The 16,606-nt window shown below is 66.3% G+C and carries 15 protein-coding genes; 5 read left to right on the top strand and 10 right to left on the bottom strand.

What is annotated here, in order from left to right; genetic code table 11:
• The first annotated feature begins 22 nt into the window (after positions 1–22).
• Both QWJ37_RS10625 and QWJ37_RS10630 read left to right on the top strand, forming a co-directional pair.
• Positions 23–826: an ABC transporter ATP-binding protein gene (locus QWJ37_RS10625; protein ID WP_227902253.1), complete on the top strand. Its 804-nt coding sequence runs from the start codon at positions 23–25 to the stop codon at positions 824–826.
• 125 nt (positions 827–951) lie between these two features.
• On the top strand, positions 952–2,133 hold the full coding sequence (locus QWJ37_RS10630; RefSeq protein ID WP_290245251.1) for an alpha/beta hydrolase-fold protein: 1,182 nt from the start codon (positions 952–954) through the stop codon (positions 2,131–2,133).
• A gap of 92 nt (positions 2,134–2,225) precedes the next feature.
• On the opposite strand, the gene QWJ37_RS10635 is transcribed toward QWJ37_RS10630, so the two are convergent.
• The 7 genes from QWJ37_RS10635 to QWJ37_RS10665 all read right to left on the bottom strand — a co-directional run bounded on the left by QWJ37_RS10635 (position 2,226) and on the right by QWJ37_RS10665 (position 11,465).
• Positions 2,226–2,591, bottom strand: coding sequence for an SdpI family protein (locus QWJ37_RS10635; protein WP_227928036.1), 366 nt, complete (start codon positions 2,589–2,591; stop codon positions 2,226–2,228).
• A gap of 36 nt (positions 2,592–2,627) precedes the next feature.
• Positions 2,628–3,899 carry an FAD-binding protein gene (locus tag QWJ37_RS10640; RefSeq protein WP_290245252.1) on the bottom strand — a complete coding sequence of 424 codons (1,272 nt, stop codon included), beginning with the start codon at positions 3,897–3,899 and terminating at the stop codon, positions 2,628–2,630.
• A gap of 166 nt (positions 3,900–4,065) precedes the next feature.
• A complete protein-coding gene (locus QWJ37_RS10645) occupies positions 4,066–4,743 on the bottom strand; it encodes an NUDIX hydrolase (RefSeq protein ID WP_290245253.1) in 678 nt (225 codons plus the stop codon).
• Between the two features lie 54 nt (positions 4,744–4,797).
• The gene (locus QWJ37_RS10650; protein ID WP_227902257.1) at positions 4,798–5,526 is read right to left on the bottom strand and encodes an amino acid ABC transporter ATP-binding protein; all 729 of its coding nucleotides are present in this window, start codon (positions 5,524–5,526) and stop codon (positions 4,798–4,800) included.
• Positions 5,523–6,953, bottom strand: coding sequence for an amino acid ABC transporter substrate-binding protein/permease (locus tag QWJ37_RS10655; RefSeq protein ID WP_341482017.1), 1,431 nt, complete (start codon positions 6,951–6,953; stop codon positions 5,523–5,525). The genes QWJ37_RS10650 and QWJ37_RS10655 overlap by 4 nt, the downstream gene beginning before the upstream one ends.
• Before the next feature lie 140 nt (positions 6,954–7,093).
• Complete coding sequence (locus QWJ37_RS10660; protein WP_290245254.1) at positions 7,094–10,108, bottom strand: bifunctional [glutamine synthetase] adenylyltransferase/[glutamine synthetase]-adenylyl-L-tyrosine phosphorylase; 3,015 nt, start codon at positions 10,106–10,108, stop codon at positions 7,094–7,096.
• Positions 10,109–10,124: 16 nt separating this feature from the next.
• A complete protein-coding gene (locus QWJ37_RS10665) occupies positions 10,125–11,465 on the bottom strand; it encodes a glutamine synthetase family protein (RefSeq protein WP_227902259.1) in 1,341 nt (446 codons plus the stop codon).
• A 165-nt stretch (positions 11,466–11,630) separates the two neighbouring features.
• On the opposite strand from QWJ37_RS10665, the gene panB reads away from it, so the two are divergent.
• Positions 11,631–12,497 carry a 3-methyl-2-oxobutanoate hydroxymethyltransferase gene (gene panB, locus QWJ37_RS10670; protein ID WP_227902260.1) on the top strand — a complete coding sequence of 289 codons (867 nt, stop codon included), beginning with the start codon at positions 11,631–11,633 and terminating at the stop codon, positions 12,495–12,497.
• On the opposite strand, the gene QWJ37_RS10675 is transcribed toward panB, so the two are convergent.
• Positions 12,498–12,659, bottom strand: a complete 162-nt coding sequence (locus QWJ37_RS10675) for an SPOR domain-containing protein (RefSeq protein ID WP_227902261.1) — start codon at positions 12,657–12,659, stop codon at positions 12,498–12,500.
• A 101-nt stretch (positions 12,660–12,760) separates the two neighbouring features.
• Here QWJ37_RS10675 and map point away from each other — a divergent pair, with 101 nt between their 5' ends.
• Both map and ppgK read left to right on the top strand, forming a co-directional pair.
• On the top strand, positions 12,761–13,639 hold the full coding sequence (gene map, locus QWJ37_RS10680; protein WP_227902262.1) for a type I methionyl aminopeptidase: 879 nt from the start codon (positions 12,761–12,763) through the stop codon (positions 13,637–13,639).
• Between the two features lie 39 nt (positions 13,640–13,678).
• Positions 13,679–14,482: a polyphosphate--glucose phosphotransferase gene (ppgK, locus tag QWJ37_RS10685; RefSeq protein WP_227902263.1), complete on the top strand. Its 804-nt coding sequence runs from the start codon at positions 13,679–13,681 to the stop codon at positions 14,480–14,482.
• 131 nt (positions 14,483–14,613) lie between these two features.
• Here the strand turns inward: ppgK and nrdR are convergent, their stop codons facing one another.
• Together nrdR and hisD are read right to left on the bottom strand one after the other, a co-directional pair.
• The gene (gene nrdR, locus QWJ37_RS10690) at positions 14,614–15,114 is read right to left on the bottom strand and encodes a transcriptional regulator NrdR (RefSeq protein ID WP_227902264.1); all 501 of its coding nucleotides are present in this window, start codon (positions 15,112–15,114) and stop codon (positions 14,614–14,616) included.
• Positions 15,115–15,243: 129 nt separating this feature from the next.
• Entirely contained in the window at positions 15,244–16,602 is a 1,359-nt protein-coding gene (gene hisD, locus QWJ37_RS10695) for a histidinol dehydrogenase (RefSeq protein ID WP_227928090.1), read from the bottom strand.
• Positions 16,603–16,606: the final 4 nt, after the last annotated feature.

Below are 16,606 nucleotides of genomic sequence, written 5' to 3' on the forward strand. Positions count from 1 at the left end.
AACTCCCACCGAAAGAGGCGCTATGCCCGCTCAACATGTTCTCTCCGGCGCTGGTCTCACCCTGGGCTACGAGGGCCGGACCATCTCCGAGTATCTGAACGTGAACATTCCGCCCGGTTCATTTACTGCCATTATCGGGCCGAATGCATGCGGCAAGTCCACGCTGCTGCGTGCCCTCTCACGGCTCCTCAAGCCGGTTGCCGGACAGGTCTTCCTGCACGGACAGGACATCGCCGGCTACCCCACCCGGGAGGTGGCCCGGCGGCTGGCGCTTCTGCCGCAGTCGTCCACGGCGCCGGACGGCATCACCGTAGCGGATCTGGTGGCCCGGGGACGGTTCCCGCATCAGGGCCTGTTGCGCCCTTGGTCCGACGCCGACCGGCAGGCGGTTGATGCGGCCATGGCTGCCACCGGAGTGACGGACCTGGCCGGCCGGACCGTAGGCGAGCTTTCCGGCGGTCAACGGCAACGGGTCTGGCTTGCCCTGGTGCTGGCACAGGACACCCCCGTGCTGCTTCTGGATGAACCCACCACGTTCCTGGACATTTCCCATCAGCTGGACGTACTGCGCCTGTGCCGGAATCTGCACCGCAGTGGCGACTACACCCTGGTCACCGTGCTTCACGAACTGAGCCTGGCCTTCCGGTTTGCGGACCACATCATTGCCATGAAGGACGGCCGCGTGCTGGCGCAGGGCCCTCCGGAGCAGATCGCCACGCCGAAACTGATGAAGGAAATCTACGGAATCGATGCCGTGATCATCCCGGATCCGGCCACCGGAGGGCCGCTGGTGGTGCCTCTCGAGCCTGAAGATGCGGTGCGATGAGTGGGGAACCGAGGCATACAACCGAGTCGGCAGCCAGCAGTTTTCCCGATCCACGTGTCCCCGTTCCGCCTGAGCCGGCACCGATTCAGGTCCTGCAGGGACACTTCGAGCGTTTGTGGAGCCGGTTGGGCGCTGCAGGACAGGCGGATTTCCTTGCACGTTGGGACACGTTGGTACTTCCCTTGGTGGAAGCGGACCCGCAGGGCTGTCCGGAGTTCCGTGCCGCCACATTCCTGTATCGCGAGGATGGGCCCGGTGCACCCCCTGAGGCAGTGATTCTCGCGGCCAATGCCCTGGTGGACCACCGGAACCCGGCAGCAACGGAGTTCACTCCTCTATCCGGCAGTGCCGCCACCAGAGCCGGGCTATGGGCCTTGACCCTGCGGATGCCGCAGGATTGGGAAGCGAGCTACCGCATCACGTCCTCACCGGCCGGTCTGCCGGTACCCTGGCGGACCGCCGCAGACCGCCGCACCGTCCGGATAGCTGCCAACGCCGGGGGCAGGGATTCGCGGAATCCCCACGTTGGAGCGGCAATGGACGGCACACCGACGTCGGTGCTCCGGTTACCCGGGGCACCCGCGGCACCGTGGCTTGCTGCACCGACGCCGGGCCATACCGGGCCAGTTCCACGGCTTCAGGAGCTGTGGGTTCCGGATACCCTTGCGGGACGGATGCGGAAAGTCTGGCTGTATGCGCCGCCGGCCACGGGCGGCAGCGTCCAAGGCCTTCCGCTGGTCCTGCTGCATGACGGGCAGGTCTGGGCCAGGTACCAGAACCTGCAGGCGACCCTTGACTCTGCGATCCGTTGCGGAGCGCTCCCGCCAGTATGTGTGGCACTGATCGATTCGGCAGACGTGGAAACCCGGTCCCGGGAACTGTCCGGGCCGGTTGGCACAGTCGATTTCCTGGGGCGGGATCTCCTGCCGGTCCTGCGCGGCAGGCTGCCGGTGAGCCCGCGGGCCGAAGACACAGTGGTTTCAGGGGCCAGCTACGGCGGACTGGCGGCCCTGTGGCAGGTGGCCCGCTACCCGGACCTGATAGGCAAGGCGCTCGCCCAGTCGCCGTCGTTGTGGCGGTATGACCTTGCGGCCTACCTGATGCCGGTCAAAGACCGGGTCCGGATCCGCATGCAGGCCGGACGATATGAGTCCACCGTGCATGAGCCGGCCGCCCACCTCGCGCAGGTCCTTGGGGAGGCGGGAGCGGACGTCGGTTTCCGATCCATCACCGGAGGGCACGACTGGGCCTGGTGGTCTCCCTGGCTGATCCGCGGGTTGGCGGAGGTCCTGGAGGACGGCAACTGACCCATCGGCTGATGTGTGCGGCGCTGGCCGGCCGCCGGGTCGCCGTGAACCCGTTACCCCGGCTGCATTCCCCGGCAGCGTTCCCGTGCGCTCTAGGCCCGGCCGTGTGGCGAAGCAGCCAGGACCACCGCACGGGCAGCCCGGTTTGCCTTCACCGCAGCCGCCAGTATGAGGCCCAGAACCAGCAGGGAACCGCTGATGATGGCCGCGCCCGAAGTGCTTTCAGCACCACAGAAAACCAGCGCAAAAATTCCCAGTGCGGCAAATACGCCGGCAGCGGCATGAGTCAGCGGGCGGGCAGCTCGGTGCCCGGCGCGCCAGGCGGGCTCCGACACCGTTACGTATCCCACCCGGATACCCACCAGCGAGTTGATGCCCATCCGGCCGCTCGCCGTGGCTTCAGCCGCCCAGGAAAGCCCCGCGCCGCAGATTATCAAAAGTACCCCGGTGATCCCCATGTGCAGTACTCTAGCCGCCGGCTCCCCGGAGAAGCGTCAGGCCGTCCCGAAGACCGTCCGGTCCAGGAAGGGATTGCGGAACTTCCCCTCGGGGTCCATGCGTCCGGCCAGGGCCTTGAAATCGTCGAACCGGGGGTAGAGCGGTGCAAGCGCAGCGGCGCCCGCTGTAAACAGTTTCCCCCAGTGCGGACGGGCCGAGGACGGAGCCAGGGCGGCCTCGATGTCCGGCAGGACGGCCTCGACCGCCGCCTGCTGCGGCTTCCAGGTGAAGTGCAGGCCAATTCCGTCCCGGTGGTAGTTGCTGCTGAGCCACAGCCTGTCGGCTGCCATCGAGCGCACCTCGGACACCAGCAGCAGGGGCGTGATCTTCGGCGCAAGTGCGCGGACCGCCTGAATCGCTGCAACCGCGTGTTCACGTCCTACGAGATACTCCGACTGCAGCTCGTCGCCGTTGCTGGGCGTGAAGGCGAGGCGGAAGTGCGCCAGCCGGTCCGACCACGGGCCGGGAACGCCGAGCTGCCGGGTACAGTGATCCGCAGCCACGCCCGGCACCGGGTGCAGCGCACGGTCCGCCGGGGTCCCACCGTAGAACACCTCCGGCACACCCCGTGCATCATCCATGCGGCTCTTGAGCCATGCCTGCCCAATGCTGCCTTCGGTCCAGTCAGTGAACAGACTGACACTGTAGGCAGCGGACATGGCGGCGTCGAAGTCGGCCAGCACCGCGTCCCACGCCACCCCGGTGAAGATGTCCTGGCGCACGTTGAAGGCCGGCTCAACGCGCAGGGTCACACGGTGCACCACGCCGAGGGCACCGAGTCCCACCACCAGACCCTCGAAATCGCTGTCGCCCTTTCGTACGGTCCGAACCTCGCCATCGGCAGTGACAATTTCCAGGCCGACGACGGCGGTGGCGAGGTTCCCGTTGCCGTTACCGGAGCCGTGGGTGGCGGTCGCGATGGCGCCGCCGACCGAGATATGGGGCAGGGATGCCAGGTTGTGGAGGGCAAAACCGCGTCGCTGCAGGTGCTCTGCAAGTATCCCGTAGCGGACGGCGGCGCCGACGGTGACGGTGCGCGCATCCGTGTCGAGATCGATCCCCGGGGGCAGCGCCTCCAGCGACACCAGGGTCCCGGCACTATCGGCAATGCCGTTGAAGGAGTGCCGCGAGCCAAGGACGCCGACCTGCCGGGCACCGGCCACCGTCTGCTGCAGTTCGGCAAGCGACGCCGGCACCACAATCTGCCGGGCCGCGTACTCATAATTACCTGCCCAGTTGAGCCTGTCGCGTACCTGTTCCTCGAGCATGGGCGTCCTTAGTCTGGCCGGTGCCGCGGCAGCAGGACTGGAAGCTGCCGCGGCGTCATCCGGAAGGGTGACCGCCAGCCTACAACTTGCAGACCCGCATTATGTGGTGGATACACCAAGCCGGGCCGGCGCGTGGGCGTGGTGCCGGACATCCCCGTCCGCCGGCTCAGGGGGTTCGCTCGTAGTGCCAGTGCGTCCCGTCCATCACGAGGCGGTGGCGGGAGAGGGAAAGTGCCGGGCCGCCGGATACCGCGCCGTCGTACTCCGCGTCGCCCTCCCAGGCGAACACGGTGGCCGGTTCATATCCGTCCAGCCGCCGGGTCCGGAAGGTCTCCGGTACGGTGTCCGCGATTTGGGCAAGGGCGGCCCCGGCACCATTGGCCCCGCCGCACAGGGTGTACAGGGTGACCCACGTGGGTGTCACCAGCTGCATCAGGCCGTTGCGGTGGCGCTCCAGGGCATTCTCCGGGGTCAGCCAGAGGTAGTTGAGCAGTTCCCCCGGGTTCAGCCGGATCGTGCCCGCGGGAGCGGCGGCGGCAAAGAACCACGTCTGGTAGCGGCGCGGGATGTTCTCCGGCGGGATCCAGCAGGACAGCGGCACCAGCGCATCGGGAAGCAGGGTCAGTCCGGTTTCTTCAGCGGTTTCCCGAACCCCTGCCAGCCGGGCCGCCTCTGCTTCGGAGGGCGTGTCCCGGCGGTCTTCGGGATCTACCCGGCCGCCGGGAAACACCCAGGCCCCGCCAAAGGATCCGGCCGTCGGCCGCTCCAACAGCAGCACCTCGGGACCGGCGTCGGAGTCCCGGAGAAGCACAACGGTGGCCGCCGTACCGGTAAGTTCGCTCATGCCCTGAGCATAGCGAAATCCGGGGGCGGCCACCGGTGGGAGGCTCTTTCGGGTCTAGAGGACCTTGGCCAGGAAGTCCTGCAGGCGCGGAGCCTGCGGGGCACCGAACAGCTGCTCCGGGGAGTTTTCCTCCACAATGTAACCATCCGCCATAAAGATCACGCGGTCGGCCACTTCACGGGCGAAGCCCATCTCATGCGTAACCACCACCATGGTCATGCCCTGCTCCGCCAGGTCGCGGATGACCTGCAGCACTTCGCCCACCATCTCGGGGTCCAGCGCCGACGTCGCTTCATCAAAGAGCATGACGTCAGGCTTCATGGCCAGGGCACGGGCAATGGCCACACGCTGCTTCTGGCCGCCGGAGAGCTGGGCCGGGCGTGCGTGCGCCTTATCGGCCAGGCCAACCCGGTCCAGCAGTGCCAGCGCGGTCTTGCGGACCTCTTCCTTTGACGCCTTCTTGAGCTGCACCGGCGCCAGCATGATGTTCTCCAGCACGGTCATGTGCGGGAAGAGGTTGAAGTGCTGGAAGACCATACCGATGTGCTGGCGCACCTCGTTGAGGTTCACCTTCGGATCGGTGAGGTCAATACCGTTGACCTTGACCGTTCCTCCGCTGATGTCCTCCAGCTTGTTCAGGCACCGCAGGAAGGTGGACTTTCCGGAACCGGACGGGCCGATAACGCAGACCACTTCCCCTTCGGCAACGCTGACGTCCAGGCCCTTGAGGACCTCGTTGGACCCGTAGGACTTCCGCAGTCCGATGGTTTGGATCTTGCTCACTTGTTGAACCTCTTATCCAGGACGTCCGCCAGCTTGGTCAGCAGCGTAATGACGATGAAGTACAGGGCGGCCACAATGATCAGCACCTCCGCGGTGCGGAAGTTCACGGCGTAGACCTGCTGGCCCTGGTAGGTCAGCTCCGCGAAGCCGATGACGGCCAGCAGGGACGTGTCCTTGAGCGTGATGACGAACTGGTTGATGAAGGACGGCGTCATGATCTTGATGGCCTGCGGAATGATGACCTTCTGCATGGTCTTGCCGTAGCCAAGGCCCAGGCTCCGTGCCGCTTCCATCTGCCCGGGGTCCACGGACTGGATGCCGCCGCGGACAATTTCGGTCATGTAGGCGCCGGCATTCAGGCTCAGGGTCAGCACGCCGGCGGTCAGCACGTCCACGGGCTGGCCAATAATCTGCGGCAGGCCGAAGTAGAAGAAGAAGGCCTGCACCAGCACCGGGGTGCCGCGGAAGATGCTCACGTAAATGGTGGCAAGGCCGCGGAGTACCTTGATGCTGCTGACCTTCAGGAACCCGAAGAACACGCCCAGGATCAGGGCGAAGAACAGCGAGAGCGCGGTGGCCAGCAGGGTCAGGCCCAGGCCCTTGGCGAACGCCGGGGCGTTATCGGTCACCAGGGCCCAGAAGCTGGAGTCCGTGGCGCCGGCTTCAAGGTAGGTATCCAGGATTTCCTGGTACTGCCCGTTGTCCTTCAGCTCGGTCAAACCCTCGTTGAAAGCGGCGAGAAGCTCAGGGTTGGTGCCCTTGTTCACGGCGAATCCGTAGGAGCTGCCGGCTTCCTTGTCGGTGACGGTCTTCAGCCCGTTGCCGGACTTCACACCGTAGGCGAGCACGGGGTAGTCATCAAAGACCGCCACCGAACCGCCGGCCTTGACGTCGTCGTACATCTGGGCGGACTGGGCGAAGGCAACCACTTCGAAGCCGTACTCGTCCTTTATGGACTCCGCGAAGGTCTGGCCTTCGGTACCGGTCTTGACGGCTACACGCTTGCCGCGCAGGTCTTCGTAGGACTTGACGTCATCATTGTTCTCGGCGACGGCCATCTGGATGCCGGACTCGAAGTACGGGTCCGAGAAGTCGAACACCTGCCGCCGCTCGTCCGTGATGGACATCCCGGCAATAACACCGTCCACCTGGTTGGACTGCAGGGACTGCAGCGCCGCATCAAAGCCGAGGGACTGGATTTCAACATCGAAACCCTCCTCCTCCGCGATGGCGTTGATCAGGTCCATGTCGATGCCGACGAGTTCGCCGTTTTCACGGAACTCGAAAGGCGCGAACGTGGTGTCGGTTCCGATAACGAAGGTTTCACCCTCCACGCCGTCCGCCGCGAAGGCCCCGGCCGCAGGTACCCCAAGCAGCAAAGCCAGGGTTGCGAGGAAGGCGGTCAGCGGTGCGGCCAGTCTGGCCAACCCCTTTGTAGCCCGTTTGCCACTAAGCAAAATAAACGTCTCCTAGCTCTTTCACTGCGGCTGGCGCCGCAAATGCCCCCATAGAGACTACCTAGAGCAGTGGCAATGCAACGAACCGGAGGGGCCCGTGGAAACGTGAGCTACGTCCCGTAGCCGTAGAAATACCGTTCGATAACAGCCCGGGCATGCCGGGTGTCGCGCAGGTAGTCCTCCTCCAAAACCCCGCCCTGGCCTGCACCGTAGCCGCACCAGCGGGCCACGGCGTCCAGTTCCCGCCGCGAGGCAGGGAGCACATCGGGGTTGCGTCCGCCGCGGATAACATTTGCGCTTCGGATCCTGCTGGCCAGCAGCCAGGCGTGGCGCAGGATGGACACATCGGCGGCCGGAAGCAGCCCCGCCGCCTCGATGGCGTCCAGCGCCGGCAGGGTCGCCGTGGTCCGAAGTTCGGGGATGGCATGGGCGTGCTGCAGCTGGAGCAGCTGGACCAGCCACTCGACGTCGCTGAGGCCTCCGCGTCCCAGCTTGAGCTGGCGGGACGGATCCGCACCACGGGGCAGGCGTTCGGCTTCCACCCGGGCCTTGATCCGCCGGACTTCCCGGATGTCCTTTGGCGAGACGTCCTGTGGGTAGCGCACCGGGTCGATGAGGGCCATAAAATCCTTGGCCAGGGCATCGCTGCCGGCCATGGGACGCGCCCGCAGCAGCGCCTGAGCCTCCCAGATCAGGGACCACCGCTCGTAGTAGCCCCGGTAGGACTCGAGACTGCGCACCAGCGGCCCCTGCCTGCCTTCAGGCCGCAGCCCCGCGTCAAGAACCAGAGTGCGTTCGGCAAGGACCGCCGGGGTGCAGGGCTGCTGCAGGAACGTGGATATCTGGGCTACGATCTTCTCCGCCTGGGCCTGGGCGGCTGCCGGATCCGCACCCGGCAGCGGACGGTGAACGTACATCACGTCGGCGTCCGAACCGTAGCCGATTTCCCGGCCGCCCTGCCTGCCCATGGCCACCACCAGCAGTTCGGTGAGTTTTTCGCTGCCGGCAAATACTTCGCCCTCTGCCACATGCAGGGCGCCAAGCACCGCGGCGCGGTCCGCGTCGGCCAGCGCACGGCCGACCTCCTGCTGGCTGAGCAGGCCGGCACTGTCAGCGATGGCGATGCGCAGCATCTCCCGGCGCCGGATCAGCCGGATCAGCCGCATTGCTTCACCGGCGCGCGGATGGCGGGACATCTTGGACTGGATTTCCTGCCACTGCGCCTCGAAGGGAACCGGAACCAGATCCTTGTCGGAGCCGAGCCAGGCAGTGGATTCAGGGGAAACCTCCAGCAGGTCGGTGATGAACCGGCTGGAGGAAAGAATGGAGCACAGCCGCTCCCCCGCGGCAGAGGAATCGCGGAGCATCCCCAGGTACCAGTGGGTATCCCCCAGGGACTCGCTGAGCCGCCGGAAGCCGAGCAGGCCGGCGTCGGGGTCCACGCCGTCGGCAAGCCATGCCAGCAGCACCGGCAGCAGCTGGCGCTGCAGTGCGGCCCGCCGGCTGACGCCCACCGTCAGGGCCTCTATGTGGCGCATGGCACCGCGCGGGTCCGCGTAGCCCAGGGCCGCGAGCCGGGCCTGGGCGGCCTCCGGGCTGAGCCGGACCTCATCCGCACTGAGGTTGGCCGCCGTGCTGAGCAGCGGGCGGTAGAAAATGCTTTCATGGAGTCCGCGCACCAGCCGCTTGGTCCGCTGCCACTGCTCACGCAGCCGGTCGGCGCCGGGGCGTCCGGGCGCCAGTGCACCGGCGCTGGCCTTGGCCAGGGCCCGCAGCGCCGCGTCGTTTTCCGGCATCAGGTGGGTACGGCGCATGTGCACCATCTGAATGCGGTGTTCGAGCACCCGCAGGTACCGGTAGGACTCGTCCAGCTCCCGGGCATCGGCGCGCCCGATATAACCGGCGTCGCTGAGTGCGGCGATGGCAGCCGTGGTGCCGCGTACGCGCAGGGACTCATCAATGCGGCCGTGGACCAACTGCAGCAGCTGCACCGTGAACTCCACGTCCCGCAGTCCGCCGCTGCCCAGTTTGAGCTGGCGGGCCTCTTCGCTGGCCGGAATGTTCTCGGTGACCCGACGGCGCATGGCCTGCACCGATTCCACGAAACCGTCACGTTCCGAGCTGGTCCAGATCAGGGGCGCCACTGCCTCCTCGTAGCGCCGCCCCAGTTCCGGGTCCCCGGCCATGGCCCGTGCCTTCAGCAGTGCCTGGAACTCCCAGCTGTGTGCCCACCGCTGGTAGTAGTTCATGTGTGAGTCCAGGGTGCGGACCAGCGGACCGTCCTTGCCCTCCGGCCGGAGGTTGGTATCCACTTCCCAAAGCGGCGGCTCCGGTGCGGCGGTGTTGATGGCCCGCGAAATCCCCGCCGCGAGGGCCGTACCGATGGTGGAGGCCCGCTGCTCCGGCAAACCTGAGGCTTCAATAACGTAGATGACGTCCACGTCGGAGATGTAGTTCAGTTCCCGGGCGCCGGCCTTGCCCATGCCAATGACGGCGAGCTTCACTGCCGAGATTTCCTCTGCCGGGTAGCTGGCCGCCAGTTCCGCGCGCGAGACGGCCAGGGCAGCTTCCAGCGCGGCGCCGGCCAGGTCGGCAAGTTCCCGGCCAGCGGAAGGGAGATAATCCGTGGGCGAGGCGGCGCCCAGATCCCGGACCGCAAGATCCAGCAGGTGGCGCCGGTAGCGGGCACGCAGGGCAACATACGCCTCGGTGCCCGTCAGCCGCGCCACCGGTGCCGGACCGCTGCCGGCCCGGACGGCGTCCAGCAGTGAGGCGCGCAGCTCGCCCGCCCCGGTGCTGCCCGGTTCCGCGCGCAGCGGACGGTGGAGCAGATCCATGTTTTCGGGGTGGCGCATCAGGAATTCCGCCAGCGCCTCCGAAGCGCCCAGCAGCCGGAACAGTGCCTCATTCCGCTCATCCGCGGCGTTGACCAGCTCCACGACCTCCGGGATCCGGCCGATCAGCCGCACCAGTGACTGCAGGGCCAGGTCCGGATCCGCGGAATTGTTGAACCCGCCAAAAAGGGCGTCCTCATCCACCCGTTCCAGTTCGGAGGCCGCCAGGAAGCGTGCGCTCTTCTCAAGATCCTGGAAACCTGTGGCAATCATCCGCCGGGTCAGGCTCATGGGTACCGGCCCTCCGTTAGAGAATGCCCAGGTTCTTCTGCAGCTCGAACCGGGTCACGTGCTGGCGGTACTCGTTCCAGTCCGCGCGCTTGTTGCGCAGGAAGTTCTCGAACACCTGCTCGCCGAGGATTTCGGCGACCAGCTCGGAGTCCTCCATGACCCGCACGGCGTCATGCAGGGATGCGGGCAGCGGGTCGTGCCCCATGGCGCGGCGTTCGGCGGCGCTCAGGCTTTCAATATCGTCCTCGGCACCGGGCGGCAGGTCATAGCCCTCTTCAATGCCCTTCAGGCCGGCGCCTAGCAGCACCGCGTAGGACAGGTAGGGGTTGGCCGCCGAGTCGATGCCGCGGTATTCAATGCGCGCGGACTGTCCCTTGTTCGGCTTGTACAGCGGAACCCGGAGCAGAGCCGAGCGGTTGTTGTGGCCCCAGGAGAGGTAGCTCGGTGCTTCGCCGCCGCCCCAGAGCCGCTTGTAGGAGTTCACGAACTGGTTGGTGACGGCGGTGAACTCCGGGGCGTGGCGCAGGATGCCGGCCATGAACTGCCGGGCGGTCTTGGACAGCTGGAATTCGGCGCCGGCCTCGAAGAACGCGTTGCTGTCGCCCTCGAACAGGGAGAAGTGGGTGTGCATGCCGGAGCCGGGGTGGTGCGAGAACGGCTTCGGCATAAAGCTGGCGTAGCAGTCCGTCATCAGGGCAACTTCCTTGACGACGGTGCGGAAGGTCATGATGTTATCCGCGGTCTGCAGGGCGTCGGCGTAGCGCAGGTCGATCTCGTTCTGGCCCGGACCGGCCTCATGGTGGCTGAACTCCACGGAAATGCCCACCGCTTCCAGCATGGACACGGCGGTGCGGCGGAAATCCTGGGCAACGCCGCCGGGAACGTGGTCGAAGTATCCGGCCTGGTCCACCGGAACCGGCTCGCCGTCATCCCCCAGCTGGTCCGACTTCAGCAGGTAGAACTCGATCTCCGGATGGGTGTAGCAGGTGAAGCCCATGTCCGCGGCCTTGGCCAGCTGGCGCTTGAGCACGTTGCGCGGGTCCGCAGCGGAGGGCTGGCCGTCCGGGGTGAGGATGTCGCAGAACATCCGGGAGGTCTGCTCTTCGTCGCCGCGCCAGGGCAGGATCTGGAACGTGGACGGATCAGGCTGGGCCAGCATGTCGGACTCGAAAATCCGCGCCAGGCCTTCAATGGACGAGCCGTCGAATCCCAGCCCCTCCTCGAACGCGCCTTCCACTTCCGCCGGGGCCAGTGCCACCGACTTCAGTGAGCCCACGACGTCGGTGAACCACAACCGCACAAACCGGACATCGCGCTCCTCGATGGTGCGCAGAACGAATTCCTGCTGGCGGTTCATCCTTACCTTCTTTCCTGTTCCCGTTTTGAGACTTGTGAAGCCTTCTTCACTCTACCTACGTACGCGCCATTTCCACCTCAGCGCGTTCTTCGAGCCGTTGCGTTACGGCACCGCCGACGGCGGGACGGCGGGTTCCCCGTCCCCGTTCTTTAGTAGGCTCGATACATGACCAGTGCCGAACAGCCTTCCCCGTACGCCGCCGCCCCCGGGACGCCCGCCGCCTCAGCGGCCCCGGCGCTGAAGAAAATCCGTATCTCGCACCTGCAGCAGCTCAAGGACAACGGCGGCAGATTCGCGATGCTGACCGCCTATGACCAGTACGCCGCCGGCATTTTCGATGAAGCCGGCATTGAGGTGCTGCTGGTGGGCGACTCCGCGGCCAACAACGTGATGGGACACGCGACTACCCTGCCCATCACCATGGACGAAATGATCGTTTTTGCCCGCTCGGTGACCGCCGGGGCAAGCCACGCACTGGTGGTCTGCGACCTGCCTTTCGGCTCCTACGAGGTCTCCCCCGCCCAGGCCATCGAATCCTCCGTGCGGCTGATGAAGGAAGGTCTGGTCCACGCCGTCAAGATGGAAGGCGGGCGTCACTACGTGGACCATGTCCGGGCCATGACGGCCGCCGGCATCCCGGTGATGGCGCATGTGGGCTTCACGCCCCAGGCCGAACACGCCCTGGGCGGCTACAAGGTCCAGGGCCGCGGCGAAGCCGGTGCGGAAGTGGTGGCGGATGCCGTAGCGCTTGCCGAGGCCGGTGCGTTCTGCGTGCTGATGGAAATGGTGCCTGCGGACATCGCAGCCGAGGTCGACGCCGCGGTGCGGGTGCCCACCATCGGGATCGGTGCGGGCAACGCGACCACCGGGCAGGTGCTGGTGTGGCAGGACATGGCCGGACTGCGCGGCGGACGGCAGCCGCGCTTCGTCAAGGCGTTCGCGGACCTGCGCACCGAGCTGTCCCGGGCGGCGAAGGAATACGCGGACGAGGTCCGCAGCGGCTCCTTCCCCGGCCCGGAGCACAGCTTCTAGTCAGTCTTCCTCCGCGTCCCAGGCCTTGTTCCTGGCCTGGACCTTCTGCAGTGCCAGTTCGGCTTCTTCACGCGTGGGGTAGGGTCCGAGCAGCTTCGTCCAGTCGGACTGCGGACCTTCCTCGACCTCATGCGTCACAACGTTGAACCAGTAATCGGCCATTGGTGTCCTCCTGTTGACTGTGCGCCCGGCGGTACCGGCCGCCGGTGCGTTTGGTACTTCCCCGTCCCCTGTCCGGGCACGCTGGCGATAAGATCGATGGTATGCCCCAGAATCTTGCCACTGCACCTGTTGGACACCTCTCGCCCGGGATTGTGAGCCCCCGGCTGCGGGTACCGGCGTCGATCCCCCGCCCCGAATATGTGGACCGGGAGGCACCGGCACCGTTCACCGGGTCCGAGGTCAAGTCTGCGGAGACCATCGAAAAGATCCGGATTGCCAGCCGGATCGCTGCCCAGGCCATCGTCGAGGTGGGCAGGCACATTGCTCCGGGCGTCACCACCGATGAGCTGGACCGGGTGGGCCACGAGTTCCTGCTGGATCACCATGCCTACCCCTCCACGCTGGGTTACCGGGGCTTCCCCAAGTCCCTGTGCTCCTCCATCAATGAGGTCATCTGCCACGGCATCCCGGACAGCACGGTGCTCGCCGACGGCGACATCATCAACATCGACATCACTGCCTATATCAACGGCGTGCACGGCGATACCAACTGGACCTTCCTTGTGGGCGACGTGGACGAGGATTCCCGTCTGCTGGTGGAACGCACCCAGGAGTCCCTGCGCCGGGCAATCAAGGCCGTCGCGCCGGGACGTGAAATCAACGTCATCGGCCGTACCATCGAGTCTTACGCCAAGCGCTTCGGCTACGGCGTGGTCCGGGACTTCACCGGCCACGGCGTGGGCGAGGCGTTCCACACCGGCCTGATCATCCCGCATTACGACGCCGCACCGGCGTACAGCAGGCTGATTGAACCGGGAATGGTGTTTACGATTGAACCTATGCTCACTCTGGGAACCATTGAGTGGGACATGTGGGATGACAACTGGACCGTCCTGACCAAGGACCGCAAACGGACCGCGCAGTTCGAGCACACCCTGCTCGTCACTGATACCGGTGCCGAAGTTCTGACCCTTCCCTAATCCGCGTAAGCCCGAGCTCAGAACTACTACTGGAGAACCATGGCCAAGAAGCATAAGTCCGACAAGCACGTCGACGCCGTCATTGGAATTGATATCGGCGGCACCGGCATCAAGGGCGGCGTCGTCGACCTGTCCAAGGGCAAGCTGATTGGCGACCGGTTCCGTATTCCCACCCCGCAGCCGGCCACCCCTGAAGCCGTAGCCGGCGTCGTCGGGCAGATCGTGGCGGAGCTGTCCTCGCGCCCCGAGGGCCCGGGTCCCGATGTGCCCGTGGGCGTCACCTTCCCGGCCATCATCCAGCACGGCGTTGCCCGTTCCGCGGCCAACGTGGACAACAGCTGGGTGGACACCGACGTCGACGCCCTGCTCACCAAGGCGCTGGGCCGGGATGTGCAGGTCATGAACGACGCCGACGCCGCCGGGCTGGCCGAGGCACGCTACGGCGCCGGGCGCGGCGTGGAGGGCACGGTGCTGGTCATCACCCTCGGCACCGGCATCGGCTCGGCGCTGATCCACCAGGGTGTCCTGGTTCCCAACGCCGAGCTGGGCCACCTGGAGATTGACGGCCACGACGCGGAGTCCAAGGCGTCCGCCTCGGCACGGGAGCGTGACGGCATCGGCTGGGAGGAGTATGCCCAGCGGCTGCAGCGCTACTTCTCCCACGTGGAGTTCCTCTTCTCCCCCGACCTGTTCGTGATCGGCGGGGGCATCTCCAAGCGCAGCGAGGACTTCCTGCCCATGCTGGATCTGCGGACCCCCATGGTCACGGCCAACCTGAAGAACAACGCAGGCATTGTGGGCGCGGCCCTGCAGGCAGCCCTGCATTTCAAGTACATCAAGTAGGCCCGCAGCCTCCGCCGCGCCCAGTGCAGGCGGGCGGACGGCAGAAAGGCGGCGGAAGGGATTTCCCTTCCGCCGCCTTTTTCGTGTTTGTGCGGGCTACTGCGCCGTAATTGGACGGGGACGTAAGCGGGCTACTGCGCCGTAAGCGGACGCTGGGCGCCGGAGGGCACCCTGCCCGCACTGTCCCGGCCCTCGGTCCGCAGCTTCTCGATGGCGGTCTCGAAATCCTCCAGCGATTCGAAGGACTGGTAGACGCTGGCGAAGCGCAGGTAGGCCACCTGGTCCAGCTTCTGCAGCGGCGTCAGGATGGCCAGGCCTACTTCGTGGGCATCAATCTCCGCCACGCCGCTGGCGCGGATGGATTCCTCGACTTCCTGCGCCAGCATGGCCAGATCATCTTCACTGACCGGCCGGCCCTGGCAGGCCTTGCGTACGCCGTTAATGACCTTGCTGCGGCTGAAGGGCTCCCCCACGCCGGAGCGCTTGATCACGCTGAGGCTGGTGGTTTCCACCGTGGAGAACCGGCGTCCGCACTGGGGGCACTGCCGGCGGCGGCGGATTGCCGAACCGTCATCCGCCAGGCGGCTGTCCACGACGCGGGAATCAGCGTTGCGGCAAAACGGACAGTACATGTCCCGTCCTTTCGCGATGGGCCTTATGGTGCTCTCACTATAGGGCGCACGCACCTTCGGCACCAAGTGGGACCACCACATGTAGTGGTTGGTTCCACTACATGTGGCGGGTGGGAGAGAAAGAGCGGCTTAGCTGAACCGGACGGTGACCGCGTCGCCGTGGGCGGGCAGATCTTCGGCGACCGAGAGGGCCACAATGTCCGCGCTTACCTCCTGCAGTGCCTCACGGTTGTAGTTGATCACCTGGATGGCCCGCATAAAGGTGGTGACGTTCAGGCCGGAGGAGAACGCTGCAGTGCCGCCGGTGGGCAGCACGTGGTTGGAACCGGCGCAGTAGTCCCCCAGGCTGACGGGGCTGTAATCCCCAACGAAGATGGCACCCGCGCTGCGGATCCGCGCTGCCACCGCCTCGGCGTCGGCAGTCTGGATCTCGAGGTGTTCAGCTGCATAGGCATCACAGACCGCGATCCCCTGTTCCAGGCCATCCACCAGGATCACACCGGACTGCGCGCCGGACAGGGCGGTCCGCACCCGGTCGCCGTGCTTTGTGGTGCCGGCCTGGCGGGCGAGTTCGGCCCGGACCTTCCCGGCAAGTTCCTCGGAAGCGGTCACCAGGACCGAGCCGGCGTTGGGATCGTGCTCGGCCTGGCTGATGAGGTCAGCTGCCACCAGCCGGGGGTTGGCTGTGTCATCCGCCAGGACCATAATCTCGGTGGGTCCGGCTTCGGAGTCAATACCCACCACGCCCTTGACCAGGCGCTTGGCGGTCGCGACAAACACGTTGCCCGGGCCGGTCACTACGTCCACGGGAAGAAGTTCGCCGTTGTTCGCATCGGCGGGAACCCCGTAGGCGAAGGCGGCGATGGCCTGCGCCCCGCCCACTGCGTAGACCTCGGTGATGCCCAGGAGTTTGGCGGCGGCCAGGATGGTGGGGTGGGGCAGTCCGCCGAATTCCTTCTGCGGCGGGGATGCCAGGGCCAGGGATTGGACGCCTGCCGCCTGCGCCGGGACAACGTTCATGATCACCGAAGACGGGTAGACGGCCAGACCGCCGGGCACGTAGAGCCCCACCCGGGACACCGGAACCCATTTGTGCGTGAGGACGGCACCGGGGCGGATTTCGACCTCCGCATCCGCAGGGCACTGGGCTTTGGCGAAGGTCCGGGTCCGGTCAATCGCGGTTTCCAGGGCGGAACGGACCGCGGGGTCCAGCTGCTCCAGTGCGGTGTCCAGTGCTTCGTCCGGAACCCGCACCGAATGCTGCTCCACGCCGTCGAAGCGCTGCGCCAGGTCCGTCAGGGCCGCAAATCCACGCGTGCGGACATCGGTGATGATGGCGGCAACCGCGTCGGAGGCGGCGTCGAACGTGGTTTCGGCGCGCGGCATGGCACCCTTGAGCTCTGCGGGGCTCAGGTGCTTCCCGCGCAGGTCAATGGTGCGGAATGAATCAAAGGCTGCTTCGGGGCTGGAAGAGATCACGCCTTTTATTCTA

This window comes from Arthrobacter sp. YD2, from assembly GCF_030410475.1.
GTDB classification, from domain to species: domain Bacteria; phylum Actinomycetota; class Actinomycetes; order Actinomycetales; family Micrococcaceae; genus Arthrobacter_B; species Arthrobacter_B zhangbolii.

Bases quoted from the DNA above. Each gene is read 5' to 3' on its own strand.
- nrdR (WP_227902264.1), bottom strand. From the start codon at position 15,114: ATGTACTGTCCGTTTTGCCGCAACGCTGATTCCCGCGTCGTGGACAGC.
- panB (WP_227902260.1), top strand. From the start codon at position 11,631: ATGACCAGTGCCGAACAGCCTTCCCCGTACGCCGCCGCCCCCGGGACG.
- QWJ37_RS10660 (WP_290245254.1), bottom strand. From the start codon at position 10,108: ATGAGCCTGACCCGGCGGATGATTGCCACAGGTTTCCAGGATCTTGAG.
- ppgK (WP_227902263.1), top strand. From the start codon at position 13,679: ATGGCCAAGAAGCATAAGTCCGACAAGCACGTCGACGCCGTCATTGGA.
- QWJ37_RS10625 (WP_227902253.1), top strand. From the start codon at position 23: ATGCCCGCTCAACATGTTCTCTCCGGCGCTGGTCTCACCCTGGGCTAC.
- QWJ37_RS10675 (WP_227902261.1), bottom strand. From the start codon at position 12,659: ATGGCCGATTACTGGTTCAACGTTGTGACGCATGAGGTCGAGGAAGGT.
- map (WP_227902262.1), top strand. From the start codon at position 12,761: ATGCCCCAGAATCTTGCCACTGCACCTGTTGGACACCTCTCGCCCGGG.
- QWJ37_RS10635 (WP_227928036.1), bottom strand. From the start codon at position 2,591: ATGGGGATCACCGGGGTACTTTTGATAATCTGCGGCGCGGGGCTTTCC.
- QWJ37_RS10640 (WP_290245252.1), bottom strand. From the start codon at position 3,899: ATGCTCGAGGAACAGGTACGCGACAGGCTCAACTGGGCAGGTAATTAT.
- QWJ37_RS10665 (WP_227902259.1), bottom strand. From the start codon at position 11,465: ATGAACCGCCAGCAGGAATTCGTTCTGCGCACCATCGAGGAGCGCGAT.
- QWJ37_RS10645 (WP_290245253.1), bottom strand. From the start codon at position 4,743: ATGAGCGAACTTACCGGTACGGCGGCCACCGTTGTGCTTCTCCGGGAC.